The following is a 23,367-nucleotide window of genomic DNA, read 5'->3' as shown; positions in this document are numbered from 1 at the left end:
AAAGGTTTAAAAAATCAGTAAGATGAGTTTTTAAACCTTTGTCATTTACATCAACCAAAACCAAACATAACTAAATTTAAATACAAAAAATGCAAGTATTAGACGGAAAAAAAACATCAGAGGATATCAAGAAAGAGATCGCCATTGAAGTACAACAAATGAAAGCGAATGGGGAGAAAGTGCCTCATTTGGCTGCTGTAATTGTTGGAAATGATGGGGCGAGTTTAACGTATGTAGGTAGTAAAGTGCGTTCTTGTCAGCAAATTGGTTTCGATTCTACTTTGGTGAGTTTGTCTGAAACCATTACCGAGGACGAATTGTTAGCCAAAATCAAGGAGTTAAACGAAGATGATAACTTAGATGGTTTTATTGTTCAGTTACCGTTGCCTAAACATATCAATGAAGAAAAAATCCTATTAGCGATTGATCCCGACAAAGACGTAGATGGTTTTCATCCTACTAATTTCGGAAAAATGGCTCTGGATATGGAAACATTTATTCCTGCCACTCCTTTTGGAATCATGCAATTGTTAAAACGTTACAATGTTGACACAGTGGGCAAACATACTGTGGTTATTGGCAGAAGTCATATTGTGGGGCGACCCATGAGTATTTTGATGAGTCGTAAAGGAAATCCTGGCGATTCTACAGTAACCTTAACGCATAGCCGCACTAAAAATATTGAGGAATTTACTAAAAATGCGGATATCATTATCACTGCTTTAGGAGTTCCTAATTATTTAAAAGCCGATATGGTAAAAGATGGAGTAGTAGTAATCGACGTGGGAATTACTCGTGTAGCTGATGCTTCACATCCAAAAGGATATGTAATTACTGGCGATGTTGATTTTGATGGGGTTAGCAAAAAATCGTCATTCATTACTCCGGTTCCGGGTGGTGTGGGACCAATGACTATCGCTATGTTGTTACAGAATACTTTATTGGCCCGAAAAATGAGAATGAAATAACAAAATATACTATACTACTCTAAAACCTCAAATGAAAGTTTGAGGTTTTTTTGTTTAATGTATTGATTAATTCTGCGATAGGTCAGTTTTTTAAAAATTAAAGAATACTTTTGCAAAACTTAAAAGAATTAGCCCCAATGGACGATTATTATTCGGAAAAATTGAAGAAATAAAGCTCTTGAAATCATTTCAAGAAGCTATAACTTAACCTATAGAATTTTGAAATGAAAGCGTTTTACAAAAACAATAACGGATTGTTTGAATCCAAAGAGTGGACTCCTAATTGTTGGATTAATGTTGAATGTCCAACAGAAGAAGAGAAAAAATACCTACTAGAAGAACTTAAAGTACCAGAAGAATTCTACAATGATATCGAGGATATTGATGAAAGACCCCGTATCGAAATCGAGAATGGCTGGACCTTAATTATCCTCAGAATTCCAGTAAACACAAATAATGTAAAATTACCATTTAATACCATTCCAGTTGGAGTGGTTTTTAAAGGGGAGATATGTGTTACGATTAGTTTTTATAAAACAGAAATGTTAACTGATTTTGTCGCCTATTCGCAACGTAAAAACAACAATGTCAAAGATTATTTTGATTTGGTTTTGAAACTGTTATTGTCTTCTAGTGTTTGGTATTTGAAATATCTAAAGCAAGTCAATCAAAAGATAAAATTAGCAGAAGATAATTTGGAAAAGTCTATCAAAAACGAAGAATTACAAGCCTTACTTCAAATTGAGAAATGTTTGGTTTTCTTTGTGACTTCATTAAAAGGTAACGATATTTTGCTTCATAGATTGAAAAATTTAAAAGCTCAAAGAGAAACCTATGATCTTGATTTATTAGAGGATGTTGAAATTGAATTGCGTCAAGCGCAAGAAATGACTAATATTTATAGTGATATTTTGACGGGTACGATGGATGCTTATGCCTCGGTAATATCCAATAATATGAATACGATCATGAAGCAAATGACCTCAATTTCTATTATTTTGATGATTCCTACAGTAATAGCAAGTTTGTATGGAATGAATGTGCCTAATAATTTGGAAGACAATAATTATGGAATGCTTATCTTGATTTTTGTATCAGTATTGCTCTCTACTTTTGGCGTGTTCTTGTTTAAGAAAAAAAGATGGTTTTGATGGTTCGCAAAATGCAGATTCTGTTTTTATATGATAAGAAACAAACAAACAAACAAACAAACGAATAACCGTTTTGTTGTATATGAATAAAGCCCGCTTCTTTTAGAACGGGCTTTATTTATGACTAATGTTTTTTACAAATAAGAAAGACTTTTAATATTCTCCTCTTCTCTTAAATCTAGGGTCTTCTTTTTTGATGAACTCGGCTCTTCGTTTTGGAGCTTCAGCTTTGGGTAAGCTGGCTTCTTCTGTTTTACTTGAAGGTTCGATTAATGCATTGAGTTCTTTAATCTCAGCATCGGTCAAATCTCGGTAGCGTCCTACTGGAATATCCAATGAGATATTAATGATTCGGATTCGTTTCAAAGCAGTTACTTCATAGCCTAAATATTCGCACATTCTTCGAATTTGACGATTTAAACCTTGAGTCAAAATGATCTTGAAAATGTATTTACTGATTTGTTCTACTTTACATTCTCGGGTAACGGTCTCTAAAATGGGTATGCCATTCCCCATGCGTTGAATGAAACGATCGGTAATAGGTTTGTTTACGGTAACTGTATATTCTTTCTCGTGGTTGTTTCTAGCACGCAAAATTTTGTTCACAATATCTCCGTCATTGGTCATAAAAATTAAGCCTTCACTGGCTTTATCCAATCGGCCAATAGGAAAAATACGTTTAGGGTAATTAATATAATCTACGATATTATTACGAACTTCTAGATTAGTTGTGCACTCAATGCCTACGGGTTTGTTGAACGCTAAATACACTGGTTTTTCATGTTTTTCGGTAATCAATTTACCGTCTATGCGTACTTCATCTTGAGGCGAAACTTTGGTTCCCATTTCAGGAACAACTCCGTTAATGGTTACTCGGCCTTCTTCGATTAGTTTATCGGCTTCACGACGAGAACAATATCCTGTTTCTCCAATGAATTTATTGAGTCGTTTTAGATTTTCTTCCATAATGCAAAAATACAAAATTGAATAGCAGTTTATGATACTAATACAATTGTTTGTTTTTATAATTAAAATTGTGTTTTGGGAGGATTCTTAGTTTTCTTTTCCGAATAAAAAAACACTTACTTTATGATACAGTTGGTTGTCGTGCATACTATGTCCCAAACCATTCGTTTCATAGAAAATGGCATCTTTCCAAGTGGCAGCAATTTTTTTAGCTTCTGCAATTTTAACCACAGGGTCTAATGTATCGTGCGCAATAAAACCTTTTGTATCCACTTTTTTAGCAAACAGTTGACTTGAGAATTGATTAATGTCTAGCTTAAAATGGTTTAAATAGTGATTCTCGATATTATTGGCAATGGTAGTATTGAGTCGTAATAATTTGATGAAATTGGAAAGTATAATGGTAAAATCACTTGGAGCACCTAAAATTACCATTTTTTTTATCGCTTTGTTTTGATACATCGATTGGTAGTACAAACACGTTTGACCTCCAATGGAATGACCAATAAGGTAATCAGGATTGAATTTTTGAACCGCAAGATGAATGAATGCTGCATATTGTGGAATACTAAATTCTTTTCCACTAGACAGACCGTGGGCAGGTGCGTCAATAGCGACAATAGTGCTGCCAGACTTTTTTAGGAACGGTAATAGTTTTTCCCAACGAGAAGCATTGCTTTCCCATCCGTGTACTAATAAAATTATGGTGTCATTCCCTTTCCAAGTATAGGTTTGAAAAAAAGAGTCTTTATAACTTATTTTTTCGGATTGTGCCTGTTGTAGAATCTCAGGAAGTTGTTCGTTATTTAGTTTCCCAGCTCTTGGTTCGCTAAATAAACCATAAGCAATTTTGGTTGCTTTTTTTGGGAACGCAAAACTTAGTAGATTTAGTCCTAAACCTAAGCATTTGATATAAAGATAAAGTGCGGTTTTTTTCATATCAAAAAAGCCTCCTAAAAAGGAGGCTTGTTAGATTTAGATTGTTGAGAACAATTGTTCCATTTTTTCTCTTTCTTCCTCAGCAAGGACACTATCAACTAAGATTCTTCCTGAGTGCTCATCGATGATGATTTTCTTTCTTGCAGCAATTTCAACTTGCGTTTGTGGTGGAATGGTAAAGAATGAACCTGCAGAAGCACCTCTTTCAATAGAAACTACCGCTAATCCGTTACGAACACTTGTTCTGATTCTGGTGTAGGCAGCTAATAAACGCTCTTCGATGGTTGCTTGAAATTCTGCTGATTTTTGAGTTAAAAACTCTTCCTCTTTTTGAGTTTCAGCCATGATCGCTTCTAACTCAGATTTTTTATGTTTTAAGTGAGAAGATTTTGCTTCTAATTTTTCTCTAGAATTGGTGATTACTTCTTTTTTGTGTTCGATAGAAGCCTTCATTTCTTTGATTTGCTTTTCAGCCAATTGAATTTCTAATTCTTGAAACTCTACTTCTTTGGTCAAAGAGTTGAATTCTCTGTTGTTACGAACTGTTTCTTGTTGTTTGGTGTATTTTTTGATGGCTTCTTTGTGTTCATCAATAGCATTTTTCTTTGCTTTGATCATGTCTTCGATCACCTCAAGATCTCCCTTTAATTTTTCAGTACGTGTGCTTAAACCTGCAACTTCGTCTTCTAAATCTTCTACTTCTAAAGGAAGTTCTCCTCTTACGTTTCTGATTTCGTCAATTCTTGAGTCGATAAGTTGTAAATCGTAGATTGCTCTTAACTTTTCTTCAACACTTAATTCTTTCGTAGTAGCCATATTCTATAAGTACTTAACTGGATTTGTATTTTCTTCTGATAAAACGATTCCGCTTGGTAGCGAGACGGGTGCAAAATTAAGGATTTTTTTTCGAAGATACTCAACAATATAATTTTTTGTATACCGTTCACTTTCAAAATGTCCGATATCGGCCAAAAGGAGTTGGTTTTCCGCTTCATAAAACTGATGATACTTTAAATCTGCGGTCAAATAAGCGTCGGCTCCTGCTTGTATGGCTTGTGAAATGGCAAAACTTCCTGCACCACCCAAAACCGCTACTTTTTTGATGGGACGACCTAAAAAAGCGGAATGCCGAATGCCTTCTGCTTGCATTTTTTCTTTTACATAATGCAAAAACGAAGATTCTTCCATCGGTTCTTCAAGTTCACCAATCATTCCTAAGCCAATTTTTTGGTAATTGTTTTGCAAATCATAAATTTCGTAAGCTACTTCTTCGTAGATATGAGTAGTAAATAGTGCTTTTAGAATTTTGGATTGCAAATGTTTTTCAAAAACGACTTCTATTTTGGTTTCGGTTCCTGTTGATAAAACGCCTTTTTCTCCCACAACAGGATTGCTGTTTTCGTTGCCTTTATAGGTAAAGGTTCCTTCAGAATTAAAACTACAATTATCATAATTGCCTATAGTTCCTGCGCCTGCTTGAAACAAAGCGTTGCGAACAGCATCGGCATTTTCACGAATAGTGTAGGTGATCAATTTGCGTATATAATTTTGCTTTGGGATCAATATTTTAGTGTTTGTTAAACCCAATGCATTACAGAAAATTTGATTTACACCTTCAGGATGGTTGTCTAAAGCAGTGTGGACGGCATAAATGGCAATGTCGTTTTTAATCGCTTTTAGAATCGCTTTTTCAACATAATTTTTGCCCGTAATTTTTTTTATGCCCGAAAAAAGAATAGGGTGAAAACACACGACCAAATTGCAATTTTTATTAATTGCTTCTGTGATTACGGTTTCTAGGGCGTCGTGACAAACCAAAACACCAGTGGCTTCGTCTTCTGGATTGCCTACTAATAAACCCACATTGTCAAAATCTTCGGCATAACCAAGTGGGGCCATTTCTTCAAGTAGGGATAGAATTTGTTTTATTTTCATTCAGGAATTAATTTTTGAGTTCAATCTAATTACGTTCATCAAGGTCGGGAGTACTTGTAATAGCAAACAAATATACTGCTTTTTAGATTTTTATTTAAAAATACAAGAATGTTGTAAATAACGTTTTTTTACCCGATTTGAATATTTAAGTATTCGTTAACAGTAGATTAAGATAATTTTTGAAAGATAAATCAGGAATTAGATACTTTTGTAGTCTAAATATTATTTATATCATGAAGCAATTCCTATTGATTTTAAATGCCTTATTTTTCTGTTTTGGAAGTGCGCAAACCAGTAATTTGCTGAAAGGATGGGTCGTAAGTGACACATTAGCCGCAATAAGCGTTGAAGTTATTAATTTGAATACGGAACAAAGTACCAAAACAAATAGTCAAGGTTATTTTGAAATTTTTGGTAAGAATAATGATGTTTTGGCGTTTTACTCAAAAGAGTATATTTTAAAAAAAATTGTAATAACTCCTGCTTGTTTTCAACCCAATAAATTTGTTGTGAAACTTTTTCGTTCTGCCATTGAATTAGATGAAGTTGTTGTTAAAAACAATAAAATTAAAGTACCACAATTAAATTATGAACAAGCGACTGAATATCGAATCACAAGACAAAACCCTAATCTTAAAAATCCTGCGGTGTATGATGGTACCATTACTAATGGGGCAGATCTGATGGAGATAGGAAGAAAGATCATCAGTCTATTTAAAAATCCTGATGATGTAAAAACTAAAAAAATACCGATTGAAGATTTTAAATCATATGCTTTAAGCAGTTTAAATGACGCTTTTTTCAAAGAAAAATTGAAATTTGAAAAACAGGAAATCGATAATTTTTTAGTTTTTTGTTCGGAAGATCCTGAGTCTAAAAAGGTGTTTATTAATAAAAATGAATTGACTTTGCTGGATTTTTTATTTAAAAAGCATAAAGAATATTCAGAAAGAAGAACAAGTTCAAATTAGCACAATTGTTGCTATAAATTGATTGTTGTTTGGGGATGTTTTAATATTTTGTTCTAATTTCGTACTATGAAATTACTCCGAAAATTACTTTTTCCTTTTGCTATTGTTTATGGCTTTATTACTACTATCCGAAATTTTCTTTTTGATGTTGGAATTTTAAAATCGTATTCGTTTTCAATGCCCATTATAGCTGTTGGAAATTTAAGTGTTGGTGGCACGGGCAAAACACCACAAATTGAATATTTGATTCGGTTGCTTTTGAGCAAATATAGAGTGGCAACTTTGAGTCGTGGGTACAAGCGACAATCTAAAGGTTTTCTACTAGCGGATTCATCTGTAAATGCAGCGATTTTGGGAGATGAACCTTTTCAGTTTTTTCAAAAGTTTCCTGCTATTCAAGTAGCTGTAGATGCTGACAGGAAAAATGGTATCGAACAATTGTTGTCTCAAAAAAAATCTCCTGAAATTATTTTGTTAGATGATGCTTATCAACACCGCAAAGTAAAAGCAGGTTTTTATATTCTACTAACGGCTTACGGAGATATTTATGCTAATGATTACCTATTGCCCACTGGAAATTTAAGAGAAAGTAGAAGTGGAGCTGAAAGAGCAGCTATTGTAGTGGTTACTAAATGTCCTAAAAACCTTTCCGCCTCGGAGCAAATAAGGATAAAAAACCAACTCAATTTAGCCGAAAATCAGCAATTATATTTTACCTTTATTGATTATGAGGATTCGGTTTACTCAAAAGAGACCAAGCTAAAATTGGCTGATTTAGGAAAAGAATCCAAATTGCTTTTGGCAGGAATTGCAAAACCAGCATCTTTTTTTGAGCATCTCAAAGCTGAGGATGATGAATGTTTGACATTTCCAGACCATCACCATTTTAGCGAAAGCGAAATTGGCGCTATTCAAAAGCAAGCCAAGGGTAGAAAGATTATTACTACCGAAAAAGATTATGTTCGATTGAAAGATTCCATTCTTTCCGAACAATTATATTATTTACCAATTCGAAGTTCTTTTATCAGTAATGAAAAAGAATTCGATCAAACTATTTTAGATTATGTGGGAACAAGTTCAAGAAACCGTTAGTTTTATTCAAAATAAAATCAATTTCACGCCTGAGTATGGGGTGATTTTAGGTTCAGGATTAGGAAGTTTTACAGAAGAAATGGAAATTGTGTACACTTTGCCGTATACCGAAATTCCAAATTTTCCAGTATCAACCGTTCAAGGTCATAAAGGAGCCTTGGTGTTTGGAACGATTGGGGACAAAAAGGTAGTGGCAATGCAAGGGCGCTTCCATTTTTACGAAGGCTATTCCATGAAGGAAGTGACCTTTCCTGTTCGAGTGATGAAATATTTAGGTATAACCAAATTGATTGTTTCTAATGCTTCTGGAGGAGTAAATTCAGAGTATCAAGTGGGTTCAATAGTGGTGTTGAAAGACCATATCAATTTCTTGCCAGAGCATCCTTTACGTGGGAAAAATGACGAACGTTTTGGTCCTCGTTTTGTCAATATGAGTGAACCTTATAGCCGAAAAATGATTGCTCACGCTGCTTCTTTGGCGGAACAATTGGCCATCAAAGTGCATATTGGAATATATTTAGGTTTGCAAGGGCCTACTTTTGAAACGTTGGCTGAATACAAAATGGTCAAAATTCTAGGTGCTGATTGTGTGGGAATGTCAACTGTGCCCGAAGTTATCGTAGCCCGTCATATGGATGTCGAGACTTTTGGTGTTTCGGTAATCACGGATATGGGGGATGCGGATAGTATTGACACCATTTCGCACGACGAAGTACTAGAAGCAGCCAAAGGAGCGGAACCTAAAGTTAGGGAATTGATCAGAGAACTAATTATTACGTATTAATTTTGTAAGTATTTTGAAATAATTGTATAAAATTCTTCTGGAATGAATGGTTTGGTAATCACATCATTCATTCCGTAAGAAAGTAGCATTTCTCTATTCTCATCTAATGAAATTGCGGTCAAAGCTATGATCGGTGTTTTTGAATCAAATTTTCTGATTTGTGCTGTTGCTGCTGTTCCGTTTATTCCTGGTAAATGAACATCCATTAATACTAGGTCATACTCGTGTTCAGGATTGTTCATTAGTTGAACCGCACCTTCCCCGTTATCAATAATCAAGCAAATAATGCCTTTGTTTTCCAGCATTTTTTTGGTGATCATTTGATTGATTTTATTGTCTTCTACCAACAGAATTTTTTTACTTTTAAAATTCTTCTCATCGTAGTTGAATACTTTTTCGGGTACTTTTTCAAGATTTTCTGCTTTCTTGAAAGGAAGAGTGAATTCAAATGTTGATCCTTTTCCAGGGGTGCTTTTGAGTTTTATTTTGCCACCTAAAACTCGTACTAGTTTTTTGACAATGGTTAGTCCAAGTCCTGTTCCACCATACTTTCTGTTGATTTCAACGGATCCTTGTGAGAAATTTTCAAAAACTAACGCCAGTTTATCTTCAGGGATTCCGATACCAGTATCAATAATTTGAAAATTGATTTTTAAATTTTCGTTATTGGATTCGACTAAATTCACTACGATGGTCACTCTTCCATTATGAGTGAATTTTAAGGCATTGTTGATTAAATTCAGAAAAACTTGAGACAGTTTTGTAGGGTCGCCAATGATAAGTTCAGGTATGTTTTCGTCGTATTCTAAAATGAATTCATTTTGGTTGGTCAATGCAAATTTTTGCAGTGAACTCTGTATGTTGGTTGCTAATTCTTTCAGTTGAAAAGGAATGTATTCTAATTCTATTTTGTTGGCATCAATTTTATTGATCTCAAGTATTTCATTAATAAAAGTGGCTAAATAATTGCCTGAAAATTGCAGTGAATTGAGGTATTTTAATTGTGATTTTTTTGGATTTTCTTCTAAAAGTAAATGCGTGATGCCATTTATAGCATTCAATGGTGTTCTTAATTCATGACTTACTGTAGATAGAAATTCTGAACGAGCTTTCGAAGCTTTTTCTGCATTGTTTTTTGCGATAATTAATTCTTGGTTTTTTTCTTTTAAAAGAGAATTAGTCTCGGTTCTGATGATGTTGTTTTTGTATAATGACAAACTTAATAATGATAAAATAGTGATCAATGCAATAGCTAAGATGTTGATTACTTTAGAATATTTATCATTATCTTCTTCTTTTTGTCGGTCTTTATTTTTTTTGATTGAGGCTTTGTATTCTTGGTCTTGTTTGAATTTTTTGAAGTTTTCTAAATTCTGTGCGGCATTAATTTTTTGTAATAAATGAATTTTGAGTAAATAATATTCTTCCAAATATGAGTAGGCGCGATCGTTGTTGCCCATAGCTTTATAGCATTTGCTTAGCTGTAGTAAAATCGTTTGTTTGTTTATTAAGTTTTTAGTTGCACGATTGATGCTATGTGCTTTTGCAAAATAGATTTGGGCGGCACTGTATTTTTTGTTGCGCATCGCGATGAAACCGGAGTATAAATACGCTTCCTCTATGTAGTGTTTTTCTAGCGCAACATCAGCTTCAGATAGCACTCGGTTGAAGTTTTCTGAGGCTATTTGAAATTGTTTTTTGGAGTAATACAGTTTTGCTTTAGTACTAAGCAAATGAGTTACTTTTTTTTGATTAGTAGGGTTCAATGCGGATGCTTGATCTGCATTCATGAAGTACTGCTCGGCCTTTTTCCATTCTTTTTTTTCAATAGCACAAAAGCCAAGAAAATAATACGTCTTTATTTTTCTAAAATCTGATGCTTTTCCAAGTGATAGCTGTAGGCTTTGTTCGAAGTAAGCACTCGCTTCTGTAAAATTTTTTAAATCAAAATACAGTTTGCCAACTAGAAAGTTTTGTTCAATTTGTGCTTCAATATTTTTGCTTAACTGACTATATTTTAAAGCTTTTTTTGCAAAGTGTACTGATTTTGAGTAATTGTTGATTTTAGTATTGTAATTTGACCACTCTTGATAAATACTTATACTATCTATCGATTGCGTAGCTGAAAACAATAAAAAGCTATTGGCAAAAAATAAAAGAAGTAAGTATTTCAATTTTTGTATCATTGGTACAGTCTATCTTGTGTGGAGTATTAAATCTATAATTCGTGATGAATATCCAATTTCGTTATCATACCAGCCCACTACTTTTACCATTTTGTCGATAACAGAAGTAAGCTGACCGTCAAATAAACACGAATGGGTATTGCCAATGATGTCAACAGATACGATTGGGTCTTCTGTATAATCGAGGATGTTTTTGAGTTCGTTTTGAGAAGCTTTTTTAAATGCTTCATTTATTTCTTGGATACTTACGGCTCGTTTTACATTAAAAGTAATATCGGTTAACGAACCATCGGGCACTGGAACTCGGATTCCACAACCTCCAATTTTACCTTCTAGTTTAGGGAATATTTTGGTCAATGCTTTTGCTGCTCCTGTAGTCGTAGGAACGATAGATTGACTGGCTCCACGTGCTCTTCGTAAATCCTTGTGAGGCTGGTCGTGTAAGCTTTGATCGGTAGTGTATGAATGTATCGTTGTTATGTACGCTTGTTCTATGCCGCACAATTCATCGATAATTTTAATCATTGGAGCAGCATTGTTGGTGGTGCAACTTGCGTTAGAAATTATAGTTTCCGAACCGTCTAAGATTGCTTCGTTTACTCCTAGCACGACTGTTTTGATGTTTTCTACTTCGGCGGGAGCAGATAGAATCACTTTTTTAGCTCCCGCTACAATATGGGCATTGATCTCTTCAAAAGTCTTGTGTTTTCCAGTTGATTCGATGACGTAATCGATATTGTGCTTTTTCCAATCTAGATCACTTACTTTTTTTTCGTTAAAAAACAAGTAATGAGTCTCGTCAATTAGTAGACCCGTGGCGTCATAGTTCACCTTTTTGTTCAAAACCCCATGAATGCTATCGTATTTAATTAAATGCGCCATCGTAGCAATATCGGCAATATCGTTGATGGCAATAACTTCAATGCTAGGGTGATCCAATAAAAGGCGAAATAAGTTACGGCCAATTCGACCAAAACCATTTATAGCAATTCTTGTTTTCAATGAGTTGGTTTTGTTTTTTTTGGTTAATGAGATTTGTTATATAGGGTCTACAAAATATGTTTTTGAGCCTTGTATGATGAACGTACTAGTGGGCCACTTTCAACATGTCTAAAGCCTAGTGATAAAGCGTAGGCTTCGTATTTGGCAAATTGTTCTGGTGTGATAAACTCTTTTACCGGAAGGTGTTTTTTGCTAGGTTGTAAATATTGCCCTATAGTAACGATGTCCACATTGGCTTGTTGCAAGTCTCTTAGGGATTGAAAAACTTCTTCCTCTTGTTCTCCAAGTCCCAGCATAATGCCAGATTTGGTTCTGTTGATGCCTTTTTCTTTTAAATAGCGCAACACTTCAAGACTACGGTCATATTTGGCTTGAATACGTACTTCACGCGTTAAGCGACGAACGGTTTCTATGTTGTGCGATACTACTTCTGGATTTGCCTCAACAATACGATCAATGTTGCGTTCTATTCCTTGAAAATCTGGAATAAGTGTTTCAAGTGTCGTGGTTGGATTCATTCTTCGAATGGCTTTAACCGTTTCGTTCCAAATGATCGAGCCTCCATCTTTCACATCATCTCTATCTACACTGGTAATGACCGCGTGTTTGATTTTCATGATTTTTATTGATCGAGCTACTTTTTCTGGTTCATCCCAATCGATGGTTTCTGGACGACCTGTTTTTACACCACAAAAACCACAAGAGCGGGTACAGATATTTCCTAAAATCATAAAGGTAGCGGTGCCTTCTCCCCAGCATTCTCCCATGTTGGGGCAGCTTCCTGAGGTGCAAATCGTATTTAAGCTATATTTGTCAACTAATCCTCTTAATTCAGTATATTTTTGACCAATAGGTAATTTAACTTTTAACCATTTTGGTTTTCCTACGGGTAATGTATTTTCTGTAGCAGTTTCCATATGTTCAATTTTCAGAAGCACAAAGATAAGGTAAAGTTGCATTGAAAAAAAAAGAAGTTGTGGTATGGGCTTAGTGAAATAAAGTAAAGTTATGCTAAATAAGAGCGATACTTAGATCCTTTTGTTGTTAAAAATAAAAGTTTGAATGCTCTTGAAAATTTGTAGGTTGCGCGAATGAAGTTTTATATTTTTGTTTCAATAAAACTAAAAAAAACATGAAGTATTTTACATTGTTGGGATTTTGTGCAGGATCTTTTTTATTTATGAGTTGTAGTTCGAATCAGTTTCTGGTTTGTGGCCACCGTGGTGCTATGGGACATGAAACGGAAAACACTTTAGCATCTGTAGGGAAAGCAGTGGAGTTAAAAGCAGATATGTTAGAGATTGACGTGTTTAAAATAAAATCTGGGGAGTTGGTCGTTTTTCATGATAATAATTTAGAAAGGCTTACGGGAATAAAAGGTAAAATTGAAGATTTTGATTTTAAGGAGTTACGTGAGTTAAAAGTTGCAGGAAAGCATCAAATACCTACTTTGCAAGAGGTGATTGAAAAAATTGATAAACGAGCCGTGCTTAATATTGAATTAAAAGGAGAGCATACAGCAGTTGATACTTATAAAATCATCGAAAGTTATTTGAAAAAAGGATGGAAAATCAAACATTTTTTCATTTCAAGTTTTAGGGTTGAAGAGTTGCAAAAAATGAGAAACTTGAATCGTTCCATTGCAATTGGTTTATTGGTGCATAAAGATCCAATAGAAAAGATTATTGCTACAGGAAAGGAATTGCAGGTACAAGCTATTAATCCAAATTTTAAGTTCTTAAATGCCGAAAACGTAGCCATTTTGAAAGCAAATAATTTTAAAATTTTCCCTTGGACGGTTAATAATCCTGAGGATATTGCTCAGATGAAGCGTTTGAAAGTAAGTGGCGTAATTACAGATTTTCCCGAGCGTTCTCAGAAATAGATTTTTTCGTTTAATCTTCACTAAACAGCCCTTTTTTTAAATTTCACTTTTTGGGCGTTACCACATGGGTCGGGCTTTTACGTTACAATCTTTTTGCGGCAAAAAAAGCCTCAAAAAGGATTTTCACTGCAAACGAAGTTCACTGAACTCCTATGAAAATAGTATAAGTGAAGTAATTCCTAGCGCAAAATGCTGTGTAAAATAGAATTAAGTGGATAGTTTTAAGATCGACTAGGAGCGAAGTGTTTTATCTTGAAAGTATAAGGAGGTTGGTTTAGGCAACCTCCTTGTTTGGTTTTTATTCTGATTTTATTATAATTGGTAGAGTGTATGCGGTGCGCATGGGCTTACCGTTTAAAATCCCTGGCGTCCATTTCGTTTTCAGTGATTTCAAAACTCGAACAGCTTCTTGTCCTAATCCGTAACCAGGATCTTTTAATACGCGAATGTCAGTCAAACTTCCGTCTTTTTCGATTACAAAAGCTACCGATATACGGATAGTTTCTAATCCTTCGATGTCTGGTTTTGCAAAGTTATTCCCCACGTAGCTATAGAATTTTTTCATTCCACCAGGAAATTCTGGTGATTTGTCTAACATAGTGGTGTTGACAATGCTATTATTGGGTGCTTCTGCTTCGGGAGTTGTGCCTTGTGTTGCAGTAGTCACCGTTCCAGTTGTTGCCTCACCACTTACAGCGGTTGTAGTATTCGATTGCGTGAACTCATTGTTTGTTGGTACTTCTGTAGTCGCTGCTTGTGCGTTTACTATTTGAGGATTCGTCATTTGCTTTGCGGTTACCACTGTTTCAACTGGGTTTTTCACACTTGGAAGGGTCGTTTTTTTAACGGGCTCGTCTGGAGTTACAGGAATTATTGCGTCTAAATCTATCGGACGAACCACGAATTCTGGAATCTCAGGTTCGGTAAGGGTGTTCGAATTGAGTTTGTTGATTAGTACTGCAACACTAATCACGGATAAAACTACTACAACTCCAAGAAAAAATGCGGAAATAGTGTTCTTGGTGCTTTCCTGACGCAATTGATAGGCGCCATACGTTTTGTTTCTGTCGGCAAAAACAATTTCAATCCAACGGCTTTCGTAAATACTTGAATTCATGGTGTATAGTTTTAGAGGTTAAGTAACTATAGTATCATAAGCTGTATTTTTATATTTAACAACGTTGATAAGTGTTTTGTTATTGTGTTAAATTATAAAAATAGTTTTAAGTATTTAACTTTTTTTGTATTCAATATGTAGTTTAGCGGTATTTTTGTTGAAAAAATAAAAATAAAAAATCCTGGTTTTTGATGAAACTAGCGTTTTTGCTGAATGATTTCTGCTAGTAACTTTTTAGCTCTCAGGAGTTTAATTTTTACATTACTAATGGGTTCGTCAATTTTATTGGCGATTTCTTGGTAGCTTAATTCTTGAAAGTAACGCAATTGAATGACTTCTTGATAATGTGGTTTTAACTCTTTGATAAAAAGAAGTAATTGAGATAAGTTTTGTTCTATGATTAACTCGTCCTCTGCAGAAGGAGTAGTGTCGGCAATATTGTAGGCTTGGCGATCTTGCTCGTCTGTGATTTCGACAAATAGGTTCGATTTTTTTTTACGAAGCAAATCAATGTGTACATTTTTGGCGATAGCAATTAGCCAAGTGTTAAATTGAAATTCGCTGTTGTAGGTGCTTATTTTGTCGAAGGCTTTCGAAAAAGTTTCTATGGTGATGTCTTCGGCGTCTGTTTCGTTTTCGGTTCTTTTGAGCATAAAGCCGTACACTTCGTTCCAAAAGTGGTCTAATAAAAAGGTAAAAGCAATTTGATCGCCTTTTTTGGCTTTGTCAATGTTGTGGGTTATTTCCAATGTACGGGTTTTGAAAAAATATTGGTAATAAAGATATTCATTTGCATGAATATAAGCCAGATTTCAAGTAAAGGAAACCAATAAATAATATCTTTTTCTTTTAATTTTTTAGCTCCAAACCCAAAACTAATCCAAGAAAATAGATAGCGAAAGGCCATCAAACTAGCCACCAAAATCCACTGGTATTGAAAACATAACAAAGTTACCCCAACAAGTAGAAAGAGTAATTGTGCAGCATAAAACACGGACAATTGCACTTGATCACTGGTTTTGTAATGTTCGGCAGTGGTAACATGTCTTCTTTTTTGATTGAACCATTCTTTGTATGTTTTTTTAGGCTCAGAATAAGTGAAACTTTCTGGCGAAGTTGCGATTATTGTATTGTCTGCATTCGCTGCTTGGTTGATGAATAAATCATCGTCTCCAGATCGGATTTGGATATGCTCAATGAAACCATTTACACTAAAAAAAACTTCTTTTTTGTAGGCCAAATTGCGTCCCACGCCCATATAGGGTTTTCCGATTTTTGCCCAAGAAAAATATTGAATCGCCGTTAATACGGTTTCGTAGCGTATGATTTTGTTTAAAAAAGAATTGGCGATTTTGGTATAACCTCCGTAGCCTAAAACTATTTTTTTGTCACGGTCAAAATGAGCGGACATATTGGTAATCCAGTCTTTGGTAAGCGGGAAGCAATCGGCATCTGTGAATAGCAAATGCTCGTATTTTGCGGCTTTAATACCCAAGGTCATGGCGTACTTTTTATTACCCCAAAAAGCTTCGTTGTTTTTTACTTTAACTAATCGAATGTTTGGGTATTGTTGTTCAAAGGCTTCAAAAACCTCTAATGTTTCGTCGCTAGAAGCGTCATCTATCAGCACTAATTCAAAGGTTGGATAGTCTTGTTGTGCAAGAATAGGAATGTATTCTTTTACGTTTTCTTCTTCATTTTTGGCACAAACGATTACCGAAATAGGAATGTTTTTTGGGGTAATTGCTTCTGGTTTTGTGAAGGAAAATTTACTAAAAACACCGATATAGTATACAAATTGTATTACAATTAAGGCGATAAAAAAGTATAGTAGATATAAAAACATTGTGCTAATTGGTTTCTGATAAGATGGCTGCAAAGTTAATTATCAATTGCAAACTTTCCATACAATCGGTCATTTACTTTCTTAATTTTTTCATTTCTTCTGCAACGGCAATAGCTGAAGATGATTGCGTTTTTTCTAGCTCTTGAATTATGTTTTTATAATTGTGGTCGTCGCGATTTTGAGACATTTTTTGTGTCGCTTCGATTTGGGTGATTTCAATTTCAAAGCCAATTACGCCATTGGCTTGTCGCATCGTAGCTTTGGATAATTCGCTAACTTTTACCGGACAGGCTGAGGCTTGTTCGTATTTGTCTACCAATTTTGTTAGAGATTCGATTACGGCTTCTCCGTGAATGATTTTTACTTTTCCGTATACGTGAACGGCGGTGTAATTCCAAGTTGGGACGTTTTCGTGGTCGTACCAAGAAGACGAAATGTAAGCGTGTGGACCTGTAAAAACGGCTAAAACTTCAGCATTGTCTTCAAAAGCGCTGCCTTGTGGGTTTTCTTTGGAGAGGTGACCGTGCAAGATTTCTTTTCCTTCGCTATTATAATCCAATTCCATTGGGATGTGCGTGGCCCATAATTTTCCGTTGGTCTGATTGATTAATATACCAAAAGCATTTTCTTTTAGAAAGGCGCGAATGCTATCGGGATTTTCTAGTTGGTAAATATCGGGTGTGTACATTTTTTTGAGATTTTTGGATGTTTACAAAAATGCCTTTTGTGGCTCGCTAGCCCCGATTGAAGCGGAAATCCTTTTGTGCCGGGGTTCGGCACAAAAGATTATAGCGAAAAGCGGGAACCTTGTTTCCTGAATGGCCTATTGTTTTGCTCCTAAATGATATTCACTTCGGCTTCGATGTGGATGCCAAAGGTGTTGAAAATGGTTTCTTGGATGTTTTTGGAGACCGCCACGATTTCTTGACCCGTTGCGTTGCCATAATTGACAAGCACCAGTGCTTGATTTTTGTGGATTCCGGCGTCGCCAAAGCGTTTGCCTTTGAAGCCCGCTTGCTCGATAAGCCAACCAGCAGGCACTTTGACCTCGGTAGGAGAGACCTCAAAAAAGCGCATTTCGGGGAATTTTTTATGGATGCTTTCGAAATCGGCTTTTGGAATAATTGGGTTTTTAAAGAAACTACCGCTGTTGCCTAGTTCTTTTGGGTCGGGTAATTTGCTTTGTCGGATGGCGATTACGGCGTTGCTCACGTCTTTTAGCGTAGGTTGCTCAATGTTGTTTTTGGCTAATTCTCCAGTAATATCGCCATAAGAGGTGTTGATGTGGTGATTTGTTTTGGTTAATTTGAAAATCACGCTGGTGATGACGAATTGGTCTTTTACTTCGTTTTTGAAAATGCTTTCGCGGTATCCAAAATGGCAATCGGCATTGGTGAAACTTTTGATTTCTTGGGTGGCTATGTGCATCGCGTGGCACGAAACAAAAGTATCCTTGATTTCGGTGCCGTAAGCGCCAATGTTTTGAACGGGAGTGGTACCTACATTACCCGGAATAAGCGACATGTTTTCAAGTCCACCAAAATCTTGGTCGATGGCCCAAAGTACGAACTCGTGCCAGTTTTCGCCAGCTTGGGCTTCCACCCAAACAAAATCGTCATTGGCATCGATTATTTTTTTTCCTTTCAAATCGATGTGGATGACCAAGGCGTCAATGTCTTGGGTTAACAACATATTGCTACCTCCACCCAAAATGAATTTTTTTTCGTTGGGATGCTTTGCTAAAACTTGTTGTAGTTCTTCTGTAGAGTGAACGGCAATGAATTGTTTGGCTTTGGCTTCAATGCCAAAAGTGTTGTATTTTTTTAACGAAAAATTTTCAAGGATTTCCATAGGGATTATTATTTTGTCTGTTGCAAACAGGTTATTCTATTTCTAAAGCTCTGTTGAGGAATTCGTTTAGCGGGCGCAAAGCAATCATTTTTTGAACCATTAACGGAATAAAATCTTTGTGCGTCAAAAGTTCAGGATTGAAATTTTCGGTGGCGGTGTAGCTTTTCAATTTTAAAAATTCAATCGCTGGGTTGTCTTTTTCGTAGCCTCTTGGCGGATTTTTTAACGTTGAATTTTCGTCACGATTCAGTGCTTTGTAATTGGAGACGAAATCCTTGTCGCTAGTTATGGCTATTAAATCGTCATAAAAAAAGTTAATTTCTTTTCGGATTTTCTGAATTTGTTCGGGTTGAGGACAATACATTCCGCCGCCAACAAAAGGATTTTCGGCATCGATTTGTAAATAATATCCAGCCGCTTCAGCATTTTTGGCACCGGTGGATAGCCAAATGCCCAAATGGGTTTTATATGGTGATTTGTCTTTTGAAAAACGAATATCGCGATTGATTCTGAATACACAGTTTTTTACTTCCAAAAGTGCTAAAGCTGGATCTAAATTCTTCATACTATCTAGGAAATCAGCGGTTAGTTGATAGTATTCTTTTTTTACCGCTTCGTATCGTTTTTTATTATCTAAAAACCACTCTCTGTTGTTGTTGGTTTTTAAATCTTTTAAGAATTGTATCGTACTTTCCGAAACCATAATTTATAGTATTTGTTTTTTCAAATCTTCTTCGTTTACAAATCCGCTACTTTTCCATTTTAGGTTGTTGTTTTCGTACAAAAGTAGGGTTGGAAGTTCTTCTACTTTTAATTCTTTCATAATGGTTTTGTTTTCATCGGCGTTCAAACGAACAATAACAACTTTGTCGCTATTTTCTTTTTGCATTTTTAAAATGAAAGGCTCCATTTTTTTGCAAGGCGCACACCAAGGGGCGAAGAAATTGATTAGTACTTTTTTGTCTGAGTTCAAAAGTGCTTCAAATTGTTGGCGATTGATTCCAACGAGTTTTTCGCTTGGTTTTGAAAGTCCAACTGCATCCCATTTCAGGATGCCACCTTGAAGGTCATAAATGGTTTTGAATCCCATTTCCGAAAGTTTTGTTGCTGCTTTGTTGCTGCGATTTCCCGATTTGCAATACACAAAAACTGGTTTTGTTTTGTCTAATGTTGCAGCAATTGTGGCGAAATCAGCATTGAGCCAATTGACGTTTTTGGCATTTTCAATATGGTCGCCCGCAAATTCTTGAGGGGTTCTTACGTCAAGGATTTGTGCGTTAGGGTTGTTTTTTATTTTCTCTGCAAAAGCTGAAGCTTCTACTACTTGTGTGTTTTTTAAAGTTTGACTTTGGCAAGAAGTAAAACTAAAAAGCATTGCCAATGCGATGATAAAAATGTTCTTCATAGTTGTTTATAGTTGTTTTTCTAAGTGACTATCCTCGACTGGTACCATTTTGGAGAATAAATTAATTGTGGAATGTTTTTCATTAACCTTTATTCTCTCTATTCTTTGCGTCTCTGCGACTTTGCGTGAAATTTGGCTCGCAAAGGCGCAGAGACGCAAAGGATATTTTCAATATTTAATCTCTTGGTATGAATTATGGATAGTCCTATTTTTTTTTATGTAAAAGTAATTATTTTTTAAGCTTTGGATGAAATAAAACACTTCAAATCTTGAATGCTACAGCGCGTTCTTTTTGGTTGCTACAAATTGAAAACCGTATAGCTTTGGTAAGTCGATTGCAATATGGCCTCGGTTCTTTCGGGATGAGTGTCCGATATAAAGAGTTGTCCAAAAGAATCGTCTTTTACCATTTCGATAATTTTGGCTACCCGAAATTCATCTAGCTTATCAAAAATATCATCAAAAAGTAGTATCGGTTTTACGCCACTTTGTTGTTTTAGGAAATCAAATTGAGCGAGTTTAAGCGCAATCAAAAATGATTTTTGTTGCCCTTGCGATCCAAATTTTTTGATAGGAAACGAATCAATTTCAAACGACAAATCATCTTTGTGAATGCCAACACTGGTGTACTGTAACGCTCGGTCTTTGGCTAAATTTTCATTTAGTAAATTCAAGAGTGTATTCTCATAAAGATGACTTTCATAAACCAGTTGCACTTGTTCTGCACTTCCTGTAATGGCTTGATGATGCTTATTGAAAATAGGTAAAAATTCAGCAATAAAGGCTTTTCTTTTTTCGAAAAGTAAGGATGCAAAACCATCCAATTGCTCGTTATAAATAGATAAAGTATCGTTGTCGAATACATGATTTAATGCAAAATACTTCAATAAAGCGTTGCGCTGACTGATGGTTTTTTGATACTGAATCAATTGTTGCAAATAGGTCGCGTCGAGTTGCGAAATCACGCTGTCCATAAACTTACGTCGGGTTTCGCTTCCTTCTATAATAAGGTCACGGTCGGCAGGCGAAATAATGACCAGTGGAATGAAACCAATATGGTCAGAAAATTTGTCATAGGCTTTACCGTTTCTTTTTAAAATCTTTTTTTGCCCTTTTTTGATGCTGCAAACAATTTGTTCGTTGCGCTCATTTTTTTCAAACAAAGCATCAATTACAAAAAAATCTTCACCGTGTCTGATGTTTTGAATCGCCAATGGATTGAAATAACTTTTTCCATACGCCAAATGATAGATGGCATCCAGAACATTTGTTTTTCCAACGCCATTTCTTCCAACAAAACAATTAATCTTGTTGTCAAATTCAAATTCAACTTCGGTAAAATTTTTATAATTGAATAAAGAAATTTTTTTTAAATACATGTTTTAAGCTTCTCTTGTATTGGTAATAACCTCTTTTTTGAGTGCTATTTTTAAGGGGTGCAAATTATTGAAAATTATCCATATTATTTGGTTTTTCATGCATTGAAGCAAGAATGAATCTTAAACTGAATATAAAAGTGATTTTTTTTGTGTGGGTTTGAATAAAAATTTTATTTTTGCGACTCACTAAATTAATTTTAAATGGCTACTTACAGCAAACGAGGATATAAAACACCAAAAGAGAAAGAAGTTAAAGAACCTATAGAAGAAGTTCAAATTAATGAAAAAGACAGCGCTACTGCTGAAGTTTTCTCTAAGCTAGACGAAACAGCATCAAAAACTGAAGATTTTGTTGCCAAAAACCAAAAAATCATTATTGGTATCGTAGCAGGTATTGCTTTGATAACTGTAGGATATTTAGCATATCAAAAATTTATTGCTACTCCAAAAGAAGAAGAGGCAGCTAACGAAATGTTCGTAGCGCAACAAAACTTTCAAAAAGCAACCGATGGTGTTGCGAGTGATTCGTTATACAAATTGGCCTTGAATGGTTCTGAAGGTAAATTCGGATTTGTTAAAATTGCAGATGAGTATTCAGGAACAGACGCAGGAAATTTGGCGAATTACTACGCAGGTATCGCTTACCTAAATACAGGTAAATACGCTGAGGCGATCAGTTATTTAGAAAAATTCAGTTCAAAAGACGCTATTTTAAGTGCTTTAGCCAAAGGTGCAATTGGTGATGCTTACTCTCAAACCAACAAAGCCGAAGAAGCTCTTGGTTTTTATGTAAAAGCAGCTGAAAGCAACAAAAACGACTTTACAACGCCTCGTTTCTTATTAAAAGCAGGTAAAACAGCTTTGAGCTTAGGTAAAAAAGAAGAAGCTTTAAAATATTTTACAGACATCAAAGAAAATTTTGATGCATCTCCTGAAGCAGCTTCAGTTGATGGATTGATAGGATTAGCACAGTAACAGTACTAATTTTTTCAAACCAAAAGAGGTTAGAAAGCAAAAGAATTCGAAGTAAATTTTGAATCCTTTTATTTTTAACCTCTTTTTTTATACCTATATTTATGGTGTTGTTTGGAGCAGCAGGAATTGGGCCTTTTTACCAACATCGTCCCGCTGTCCTTCCTATCTTTTTTTACATCTGTCAGGTTTTAAAACCTGACAGATGTAAAAAAAGGATATTCCCTCCCATCGGGGCTATCAGGAAACATGGTTTCTTATCTATAAGCATCCAAAGAAAAACAACCATTTGACAAGCGTTTAATTTAAATGAAATAATACAATGGCAACCGAAAACAGAAATTTATCGGATTATAACAAAAACGAAGTACCAGACGCCAAAGATTTCCGCTTCGGAATCGTTGTGGCCGAATGGAATGAAACCATAACAGAAGGATTGTTCAATGGTGCTTTTCAAGCGCTCATTGAAAATCAAGTGCCCCCACAACACATCATACGTTGGAACGTGCCAGGGAGTTTCGAGTTGATTTATGGTGCAAAAAAAATGTTGCAAACGCAAAACGTAGATGCAGTTATTGTGATTGGATGCGTTATTCAAGGCGAGACCAAGCACTTTGATTTTGTTTGCGAAGGCGTTACGCAAGGCATTAAAGATCTTAATGTACAAACCGATACTCCGGTTATTTTTTGTGTGTTAACGGACAACACCATGCAGCAATCCATTGACCGTAGTGGAGGTATTCATGGCAACAAAGGTACTGAAGCCGCGATTGCTGCTATTAAAATGGCGTACATTCGTCATCAAGCTACCTTAACGCACCAATTTCAACCTCAAAATTTGTTAGGAGCTGGCGCACTTCAAATCGAAGACAAGCCTTTACAGCTTGAAGAATAATGTGGTAGAGCACTTTTTTACAA

Annotated in this window: 23 protein-coding genes; 8 read left to right on the top strand and 15 right to left on the bottom strand. The window is 35.3% G+C overall.

All coding sequences use genetic code 11. The features are described from left to right. The first annotated feature begins 89 nt into the window (after window positions 1–89). Both BXU11_RS10310 and BXU11_RS10305 read left to right on the top strand, forming a co-directional pair. Complete coding sequence (locus tag BXU11_RS10310; RefSeq protein WP_078212468.1) at window positions 90–968, top strand: bifunctional 5,10-methylenetetrahydrofolate dehydrogenase/5,10-methenyltetrahydrofolate cyclohydrolase; 879 nt, start codon at window positions 90–92, stop codon at window positions 966–968. A 224-nt stretch (window positions 969–1,192) separates the two neighbouring features. Further along, a complete protein-coding gene (locus BXU11_RS10305; protein ID WP_024981286.1) occupies window positions 1,193–2,119 on the top strand; it encodes a magnesium transporter CorA family protein in 927 nt (308 codons plus the stop codon). A 153-nt stretch (window positions 2,120–2,272) separates the two neighbouring features. Here the strand turns inward: BXU11_RS10305 and rluF are convergent, their stop codons facing one another. From rluF to BXU11_RS10285, 4 genes are all read right to left on the bottom strand, one after another. Beyond that, on the bottom strand, window positions 2,273–3,085 hold the full coding sequence (gene rluF, locus BXU11_RS10300) for a 23S rRNA pseudouridine(2604) synthase RluF (protein ID WP_078212467.1): 813 nt from the start codon (window positions 3,083–3,085) through the stop codon (window positions 2,273–2,275). 87 nt (window positions 3,086–3,172) lie between these two features. After that, complete coding sequence (locus BXU11_RS10295; RefSeq protein WP_078212466.1) at window positions 3,173–4,024, bottom strand: alpha/beta fold hydrolase; 852 nt, start codon at window positions 4,022–4,024, stop codon at window positions 3,173–3,175. 36 nt (window positions 4,025–4,060) lie between these two features. Next, window positions 4,061–4,840, bottom strand: a complete 780-nt coding sequence (locus tag BXU11_RS10290) for a zinc ribbon domain-containing protein (protein WP_024981289.1) — start codon at window positions 4,838–4,840, stop codon at window positions 4,061–4,063. A gap of 3 nt (window positions 4,841–4,843) precedes the next feature. After that, window positions 4,844–5,959 carry a Nif3-like dinuclear metal center hexameric protein gene (locus BXU11_RS10285; protein WP_078212465.1) on the bottom strand — a complete coding sequence of 372 codons (1,116 nt, stop codon included), beginning with the start codon at window positions 5,957–5,959 and terminating at the stop codon, window positions 4,844–4,846. Window positions 5,960–6,192: 233 nt separating this feature from the next. Between BXU11_RS10285 and BXU11_RS10280 the strand changes: the two genes are divergently transcribed. The 3 genes from BXU11_RS10280 to BXU11_RS10270 all read left to right on the top strand — a co-directional run bounded on the left by BXU11_RS10280 (window position 6,193) and on the right by BXU11_RS10270 (window position 8,806). Beyond that, window positions 6,193–6,930 carry a hypothetical protein gene (locus tag BXU11_RS10280; protein ID WP_078212464.1) on the top strand — a complete coding sequence of 246 codons (738 nt, stop codon included), beginning with the start codon at window positions 6,193–6,195 and terminating at the stop codon, window positions 6,928–6,930. A gap of 66 nt (window positions 6,931–6,996) precedes the next feature. Next, the gene (gene lpxK, locus BXU11_RS10275; RefSeq protein ID WP_078212463.1) at window positions 6,997–8,022 is read left to right on the top strand and encodes a tetraacyldisaccharide 4'-kinase; all 1,026 of its coding nucleotides are present in this window, start codon (window positions 6,997–6,999) and stop codon (window positions 8,020–8,022) included. Continuing rightward, window positions 7,994–8,806, top strand: a complete 813-nt coding sequence (locus BXU11_RS10270) for a purine-nucleoside phosphorylase (protein ID WP_024981293.1) — start codon at window positions 7,994–7,996, stop codon at window positions 8,804–8,806. The genes lpxK and BXU11_RS10270 overlap by 29 nt, the downstream gene beginning before the upstream one ends. Here the strand turns inward: BXU11_RS10270 and BXU11_RS10265 are convergent. The 3 genes from BXU11_RS10265 to lipA are packed head-to-tail and all read right to left on the bottom strand — an operon-like array spanning window position 8,803 to window position 12,911. Then, window positions 8,803–10,980 (bottom strand): ATP-binding protein, encoded by a 2,178-nt coding sequence (locus BXU11_RS10265; RefSeq protein WP_078212534.1) that lies wholly within the window; start codon window positions 10,978–10,980, stop codon window positions 8,803–8,805. The genes BXU11_RS10270 and BXU11_RS10265 overlap by 4 nt on opposite strands. 21 nt (window positions 10,981–11,001) lie before the next feature. Further along, window positions 11,002–11,994 (bottom strand): type I glyceraldehyde-3-phosphate dehydrogenase, encoded by a 993-nt coding sequence (gene gap / locus BXU11_RS10260; protein ID WP_078212462.1) that lies wholly within the window; start codon window positions 11,992–11,994, stop codon window positions 11,002–11,004. Between the two features lie 47 nt (window positions 11,995–12,041). Continuing rightward, the gene (gene lipA / locus BXU11_RS10255) at window positions 12,042–12,911 is read right to left on the bottom strand and encodes a lipoyl synthase (RefSeq protein ID WP_024981296.1); all 870 of its coding nucleotides are present in this window, start codon (window positions 12,909–12,911) and stop codon (window positions 12,042–12,044) included. A 215-nt stretch (window positions 12,912–13,126) separates the two neighbouring features. Here lipA and BXU11_RS10250 point away from each other — a divergent pair, with 215 nt between their 5' ends. Then, the gene (locus BXU11_RS10250; RefSeq protein ID WP_024981297.1) at window positions 13,127–13,879 is read left to right on the top strand and encodes a glycerophosphodiester phosphodiesterase family protein; all 753 of its coding nucleotides are present in this window, start codon (window positions 13,127–13,129) and stop codon (window positions 13,877–13,879) included. A gap of 298 nt (window positions 13,880–14,177) precedes the next feature. On the opposite strand, the gene BXU11_RS10245 is transcribed toward BXU11_RS10250, so the two are convergent. From BXU11_RS10245 to BXU11_RS10210, 8 genes are all read right to left on the bottom strand, one after another. Beyond that, window positions 14,178–14,996 (bottom strand): energy transducer TonB, encoded by an 819-nt coding sequence (locus BXU11_RS10245; RefSeq protein ID WP_078212461.1) that lies wholly within the window; start codon window positions 14,994–14,996, stop codon window positions 14,178–14,180. Window positions 14,997–15,193: 197 nt separating this feature from the next. Further along, complete coding sequence (locus BXU11_RS10240; protein WP_078212460.1) at window positions 15,194–15,745, bottom strand: RNA polymerase sigma factor; 552 nt, start codon at window positions 15,743–15,745, stop codon at window positions 15,194–15,196. After that, entirely contained in the window at window positions 15,736–16,842 is a 1,107-nt protein-coding gene (locus BXU11_RS10235; protein ID WP_078212459.1) for a glycosyltransferase, read from the bottom strand. The genes BXU11_RS10240 and BXU11_RS10235 overlap by 10 nt, the downstream gene beginning before the upstream one ends. A 73-nt stretch (window positions 16,843–16,915) precedes the next feature. Beyond that, entirely contained in the window at window positions 16,916–17,530 is a 615-nt protein-coding gene (locus tag BXU11_RS10230; protein ID WP_078212458.1) for an FMN-binding negative transcriptional regulator, read from the bottom strand. Between the two features lie 149 nt (window positions 17,531–17,679). After that, window positions 17,680–18,693, bottom strand: a complete 1,014-nt coding sequence (gene murB / locus BXU11_RS10225) for a UDP-N-acetylmuramate dehydrogenase (protein WP_078212457.1) — start codon at window positions 18,691–18,693, stop codon at window positions 17,680–17,682. Between the two features lie 31 nt (window positions 18,694–18,724). Further along, complete coding sequence (locus BXU11_RS10220; RefSeq protein WP_078212456.1) at window positions 18,725–19,396, bottom strand: DUF2461 domain-containing protein; 672 nt, start codon at window positions 19,394–19,396, stop codon at window positions 18,725–18,727. 3 nt (window positions 19,397–19,399) lie between these two features. Further along, on the bottom strand, window positions 19,400–20,098 hold the full coding sequence (locus tag BXU11_RS10215; RefSeq protein ID WP_078212455.1) for a thioredoxin domain-containing protein: 699 nt from the start codon (window positions 20,096–20,098) through the stop codon (window positions 19,400–19,402). 299 nt (window positions 20,099–20,397) lie between these two features. Next, entirely contained in the window at window positions 20,398–21,477 is a 1,080-nt protein-coding gene (locus BXU11_RS10210; RefSeq protein WP_078212454.1) for a DNA replication/repair protein RecF, read from the bottom strand. A 201-nt stretch (window positions 21,478–21,678) separates the two neighbouring features. Between BXU11_RS10210 and BXU11_RS10205 the strand changes: the two genes are divergently transcribed. Both BXU11_RS10205 and ribH read left to right on the top strand, forming a co-directional pair. Further along, window positions 21,679–22,452 (top strand): tol-pal system YbgF family protein, encoded by a 774-nt coding sequence (locus tag BXU11_RS10205; protein WP_078212453.1) that lies wholly within the window; start codon window positions 21,679–21,681, stop codon window positions 22,450–22,452. Between the two features lie 319 nt (window positions 22,453–22,771). Next, window positions 22,772–23,344, top strand: coding sequence for a 6,7-dimethyl-8-ribityllumazine synthase (gene ribH, locus BXU11_RS10200; protein ID WP_024981308.1), 573 nt, complete (start codon window positions 22,772–22,774; stop codon window positions 23,342–23,344). The last annotated feature ends 23 nt before the right edge of the window (window positions 23,345–23,367 follow it).

Origin of the sequence: Flavobacterium sp. LM5 (assembly GCF_002017945.1) — a bacterium.
GTDB classification, from domain to species: Bacteria; Bacteroidota; Bacteroidia; order Flavobacteriales; family Flavobacteriaceae; genus Flavobacterium; species Flavobacterium succinicans.
The sequence above is the reverse complement of the archived record's forward strand: the minus strand, read 5'-3'. Positions and strand labels throughout refer to the sequence as shown.

What these genes read in the sequence shown, in the direction of transcription:
- BXU11_RS10310 (WP_078212468.1), top strand. Translation starts at nt 90, where the DNA reads ATGCAAGTATTAGACGGAAAAAAAACATCAGAGGATATCAAGAAAGAG.
- BXU11_RS10305 (WP_024981286.1), top strand. Translation starts at nt 1,193, where the DNA reads ATGAAAGCGTTTTACAAAAACAATAACGGATTGTTTGAATCCAAAGAG.
- rluF (WP_078212467.1), bottom strand. Translation starts at nt 3,085, where the DNA reads ATGGAAGAAAATCTAAAACGACTCAATAAATTCATTGGAGAAACAGGA.
- BXU11_RS10295 (WP_078212466.1), bottom strand. Translation starts at nt 4,024, where the DNA reads ATGAAAAAAACCGCACTTTATCTTTATATCAAATGCTTAGGTTTAGGA.
- BXU11_RS10290 (WP_024981289.1), bottom strand. Translation starts at nt 4,840, where the DNA reads ATGGCTACTACGAAAGAATTAAGTGTTGAAGAAAAGTTAAGAGCAATC.
- BXU11_RS10285 (WP_078212465.1), bottom strand. Translation starts at nt 5,959, where the DNA reads ATGAAAATAAAACAAATTCTATCCCTACTTGAAGAAATGGCCCCACTT.
- BXU11_RS10280 (WP_078212464.1), top strand. Translation starts at nt 6,193, where the DNA reads ATGAAGCAATTCCTATTGATTTTAAATGCCTTATTTTTCTGTTTTGGA.
- lpxK (WP_078212463.1), top strand. Translation starts at nt 6,997, where the DNA reads ATGAAATTACTCCGAAAATTACTTTTTCCTTTTGCTATTGTTTATGGC.
- BXU11_RS10270 (WP_024981293.1), top strand. Translation starts at nt 7,994, where the DNA reads ATGTGGGAACAAGTTCAAGAAACCGTTAGTTTTATTCAAAATAAAATC.
- lipA (WP_024981296.1), bottom strand. Translation starts at nt 12,911, where the DNA reads ATGGAAACTGCTACAGAAAATACATTACCCGTAGGAAAACCAAAATGG.
- BXU11_RS10250 (WP_024981297.1), top strand. Translation starts at nt 13,127, where the DNA reads ATGAAGTATTTTACATTGTTGGGATTTTGTGCAGGATCTTTTTTATTT.
- BXU11_RS10245 (WP_078212461.1), bottom strand. Translation starts at nt 14,996, where the DNA reads ATGAATTCAAGTATTTACGAAAGCCGTTGGATTGAAATTGTTTTTGCC.
- BXU11_RS10235 (WP_078212459.1), bottom strand. Translation starts at nt 16,842, where the DNA reads ATGTTTTTATATCTACTATACTTTTTTATCGCCTTAATTGTAATACAA.
- BXU11_RS10230 (WP_078212458.1), bottom strand. Translation starts at nt 17,530, where the DNA reads ATGTACACACCCGATATTTACCAACTAGAAAATCCCGATAGCATTCGC.
- murB (WP_078212457.1), bottom strand. Translation starts at nt 18,693, where the DNA reads ATGGAAATCCTTGAAAATTTTTCGTTAAAAAAATACAACACTTTTGGC.
- BXU11_RS10220 (WP_078212456.1), bottom strand. Translation starts at nt 19,396, where the DNA reads ATGGTTTCGGAAAGTACGATACAATTCTTAAAAGATTTAAAAACCAAC.
- BXU11_RS10215 (WP_078212455.1), bottom strand. Translation starts at nt 20,098, where the DNA reads ATGAAGAACATTTTTATCATCGCATTGGCAATGCTTTTTAGTTTTACT.
- BXU11_RS10210 (WP_078212454.1), bottom strand. Translation starts at nt 21,477, where the DNA reads ATGTATTTAAAAAAAATTTCTTTATTCAATTATAAAAATTTTACCGAA.
- BXU11_RS10205 (WP_078212453.1), top strand. Translation starts at nt 21,679, where the DNA reads ATGGCTACTTACAGCAAACGAGGATATAAAACACCAAAAGAGAAAGAA.
- ribH (WP_024981308.1), top strand. Translation starts at nt 22,772, where the DNA reads ATGGCAACCGAAAACAGAAATTTATCGGATTATAACAAAAACGAAGTA.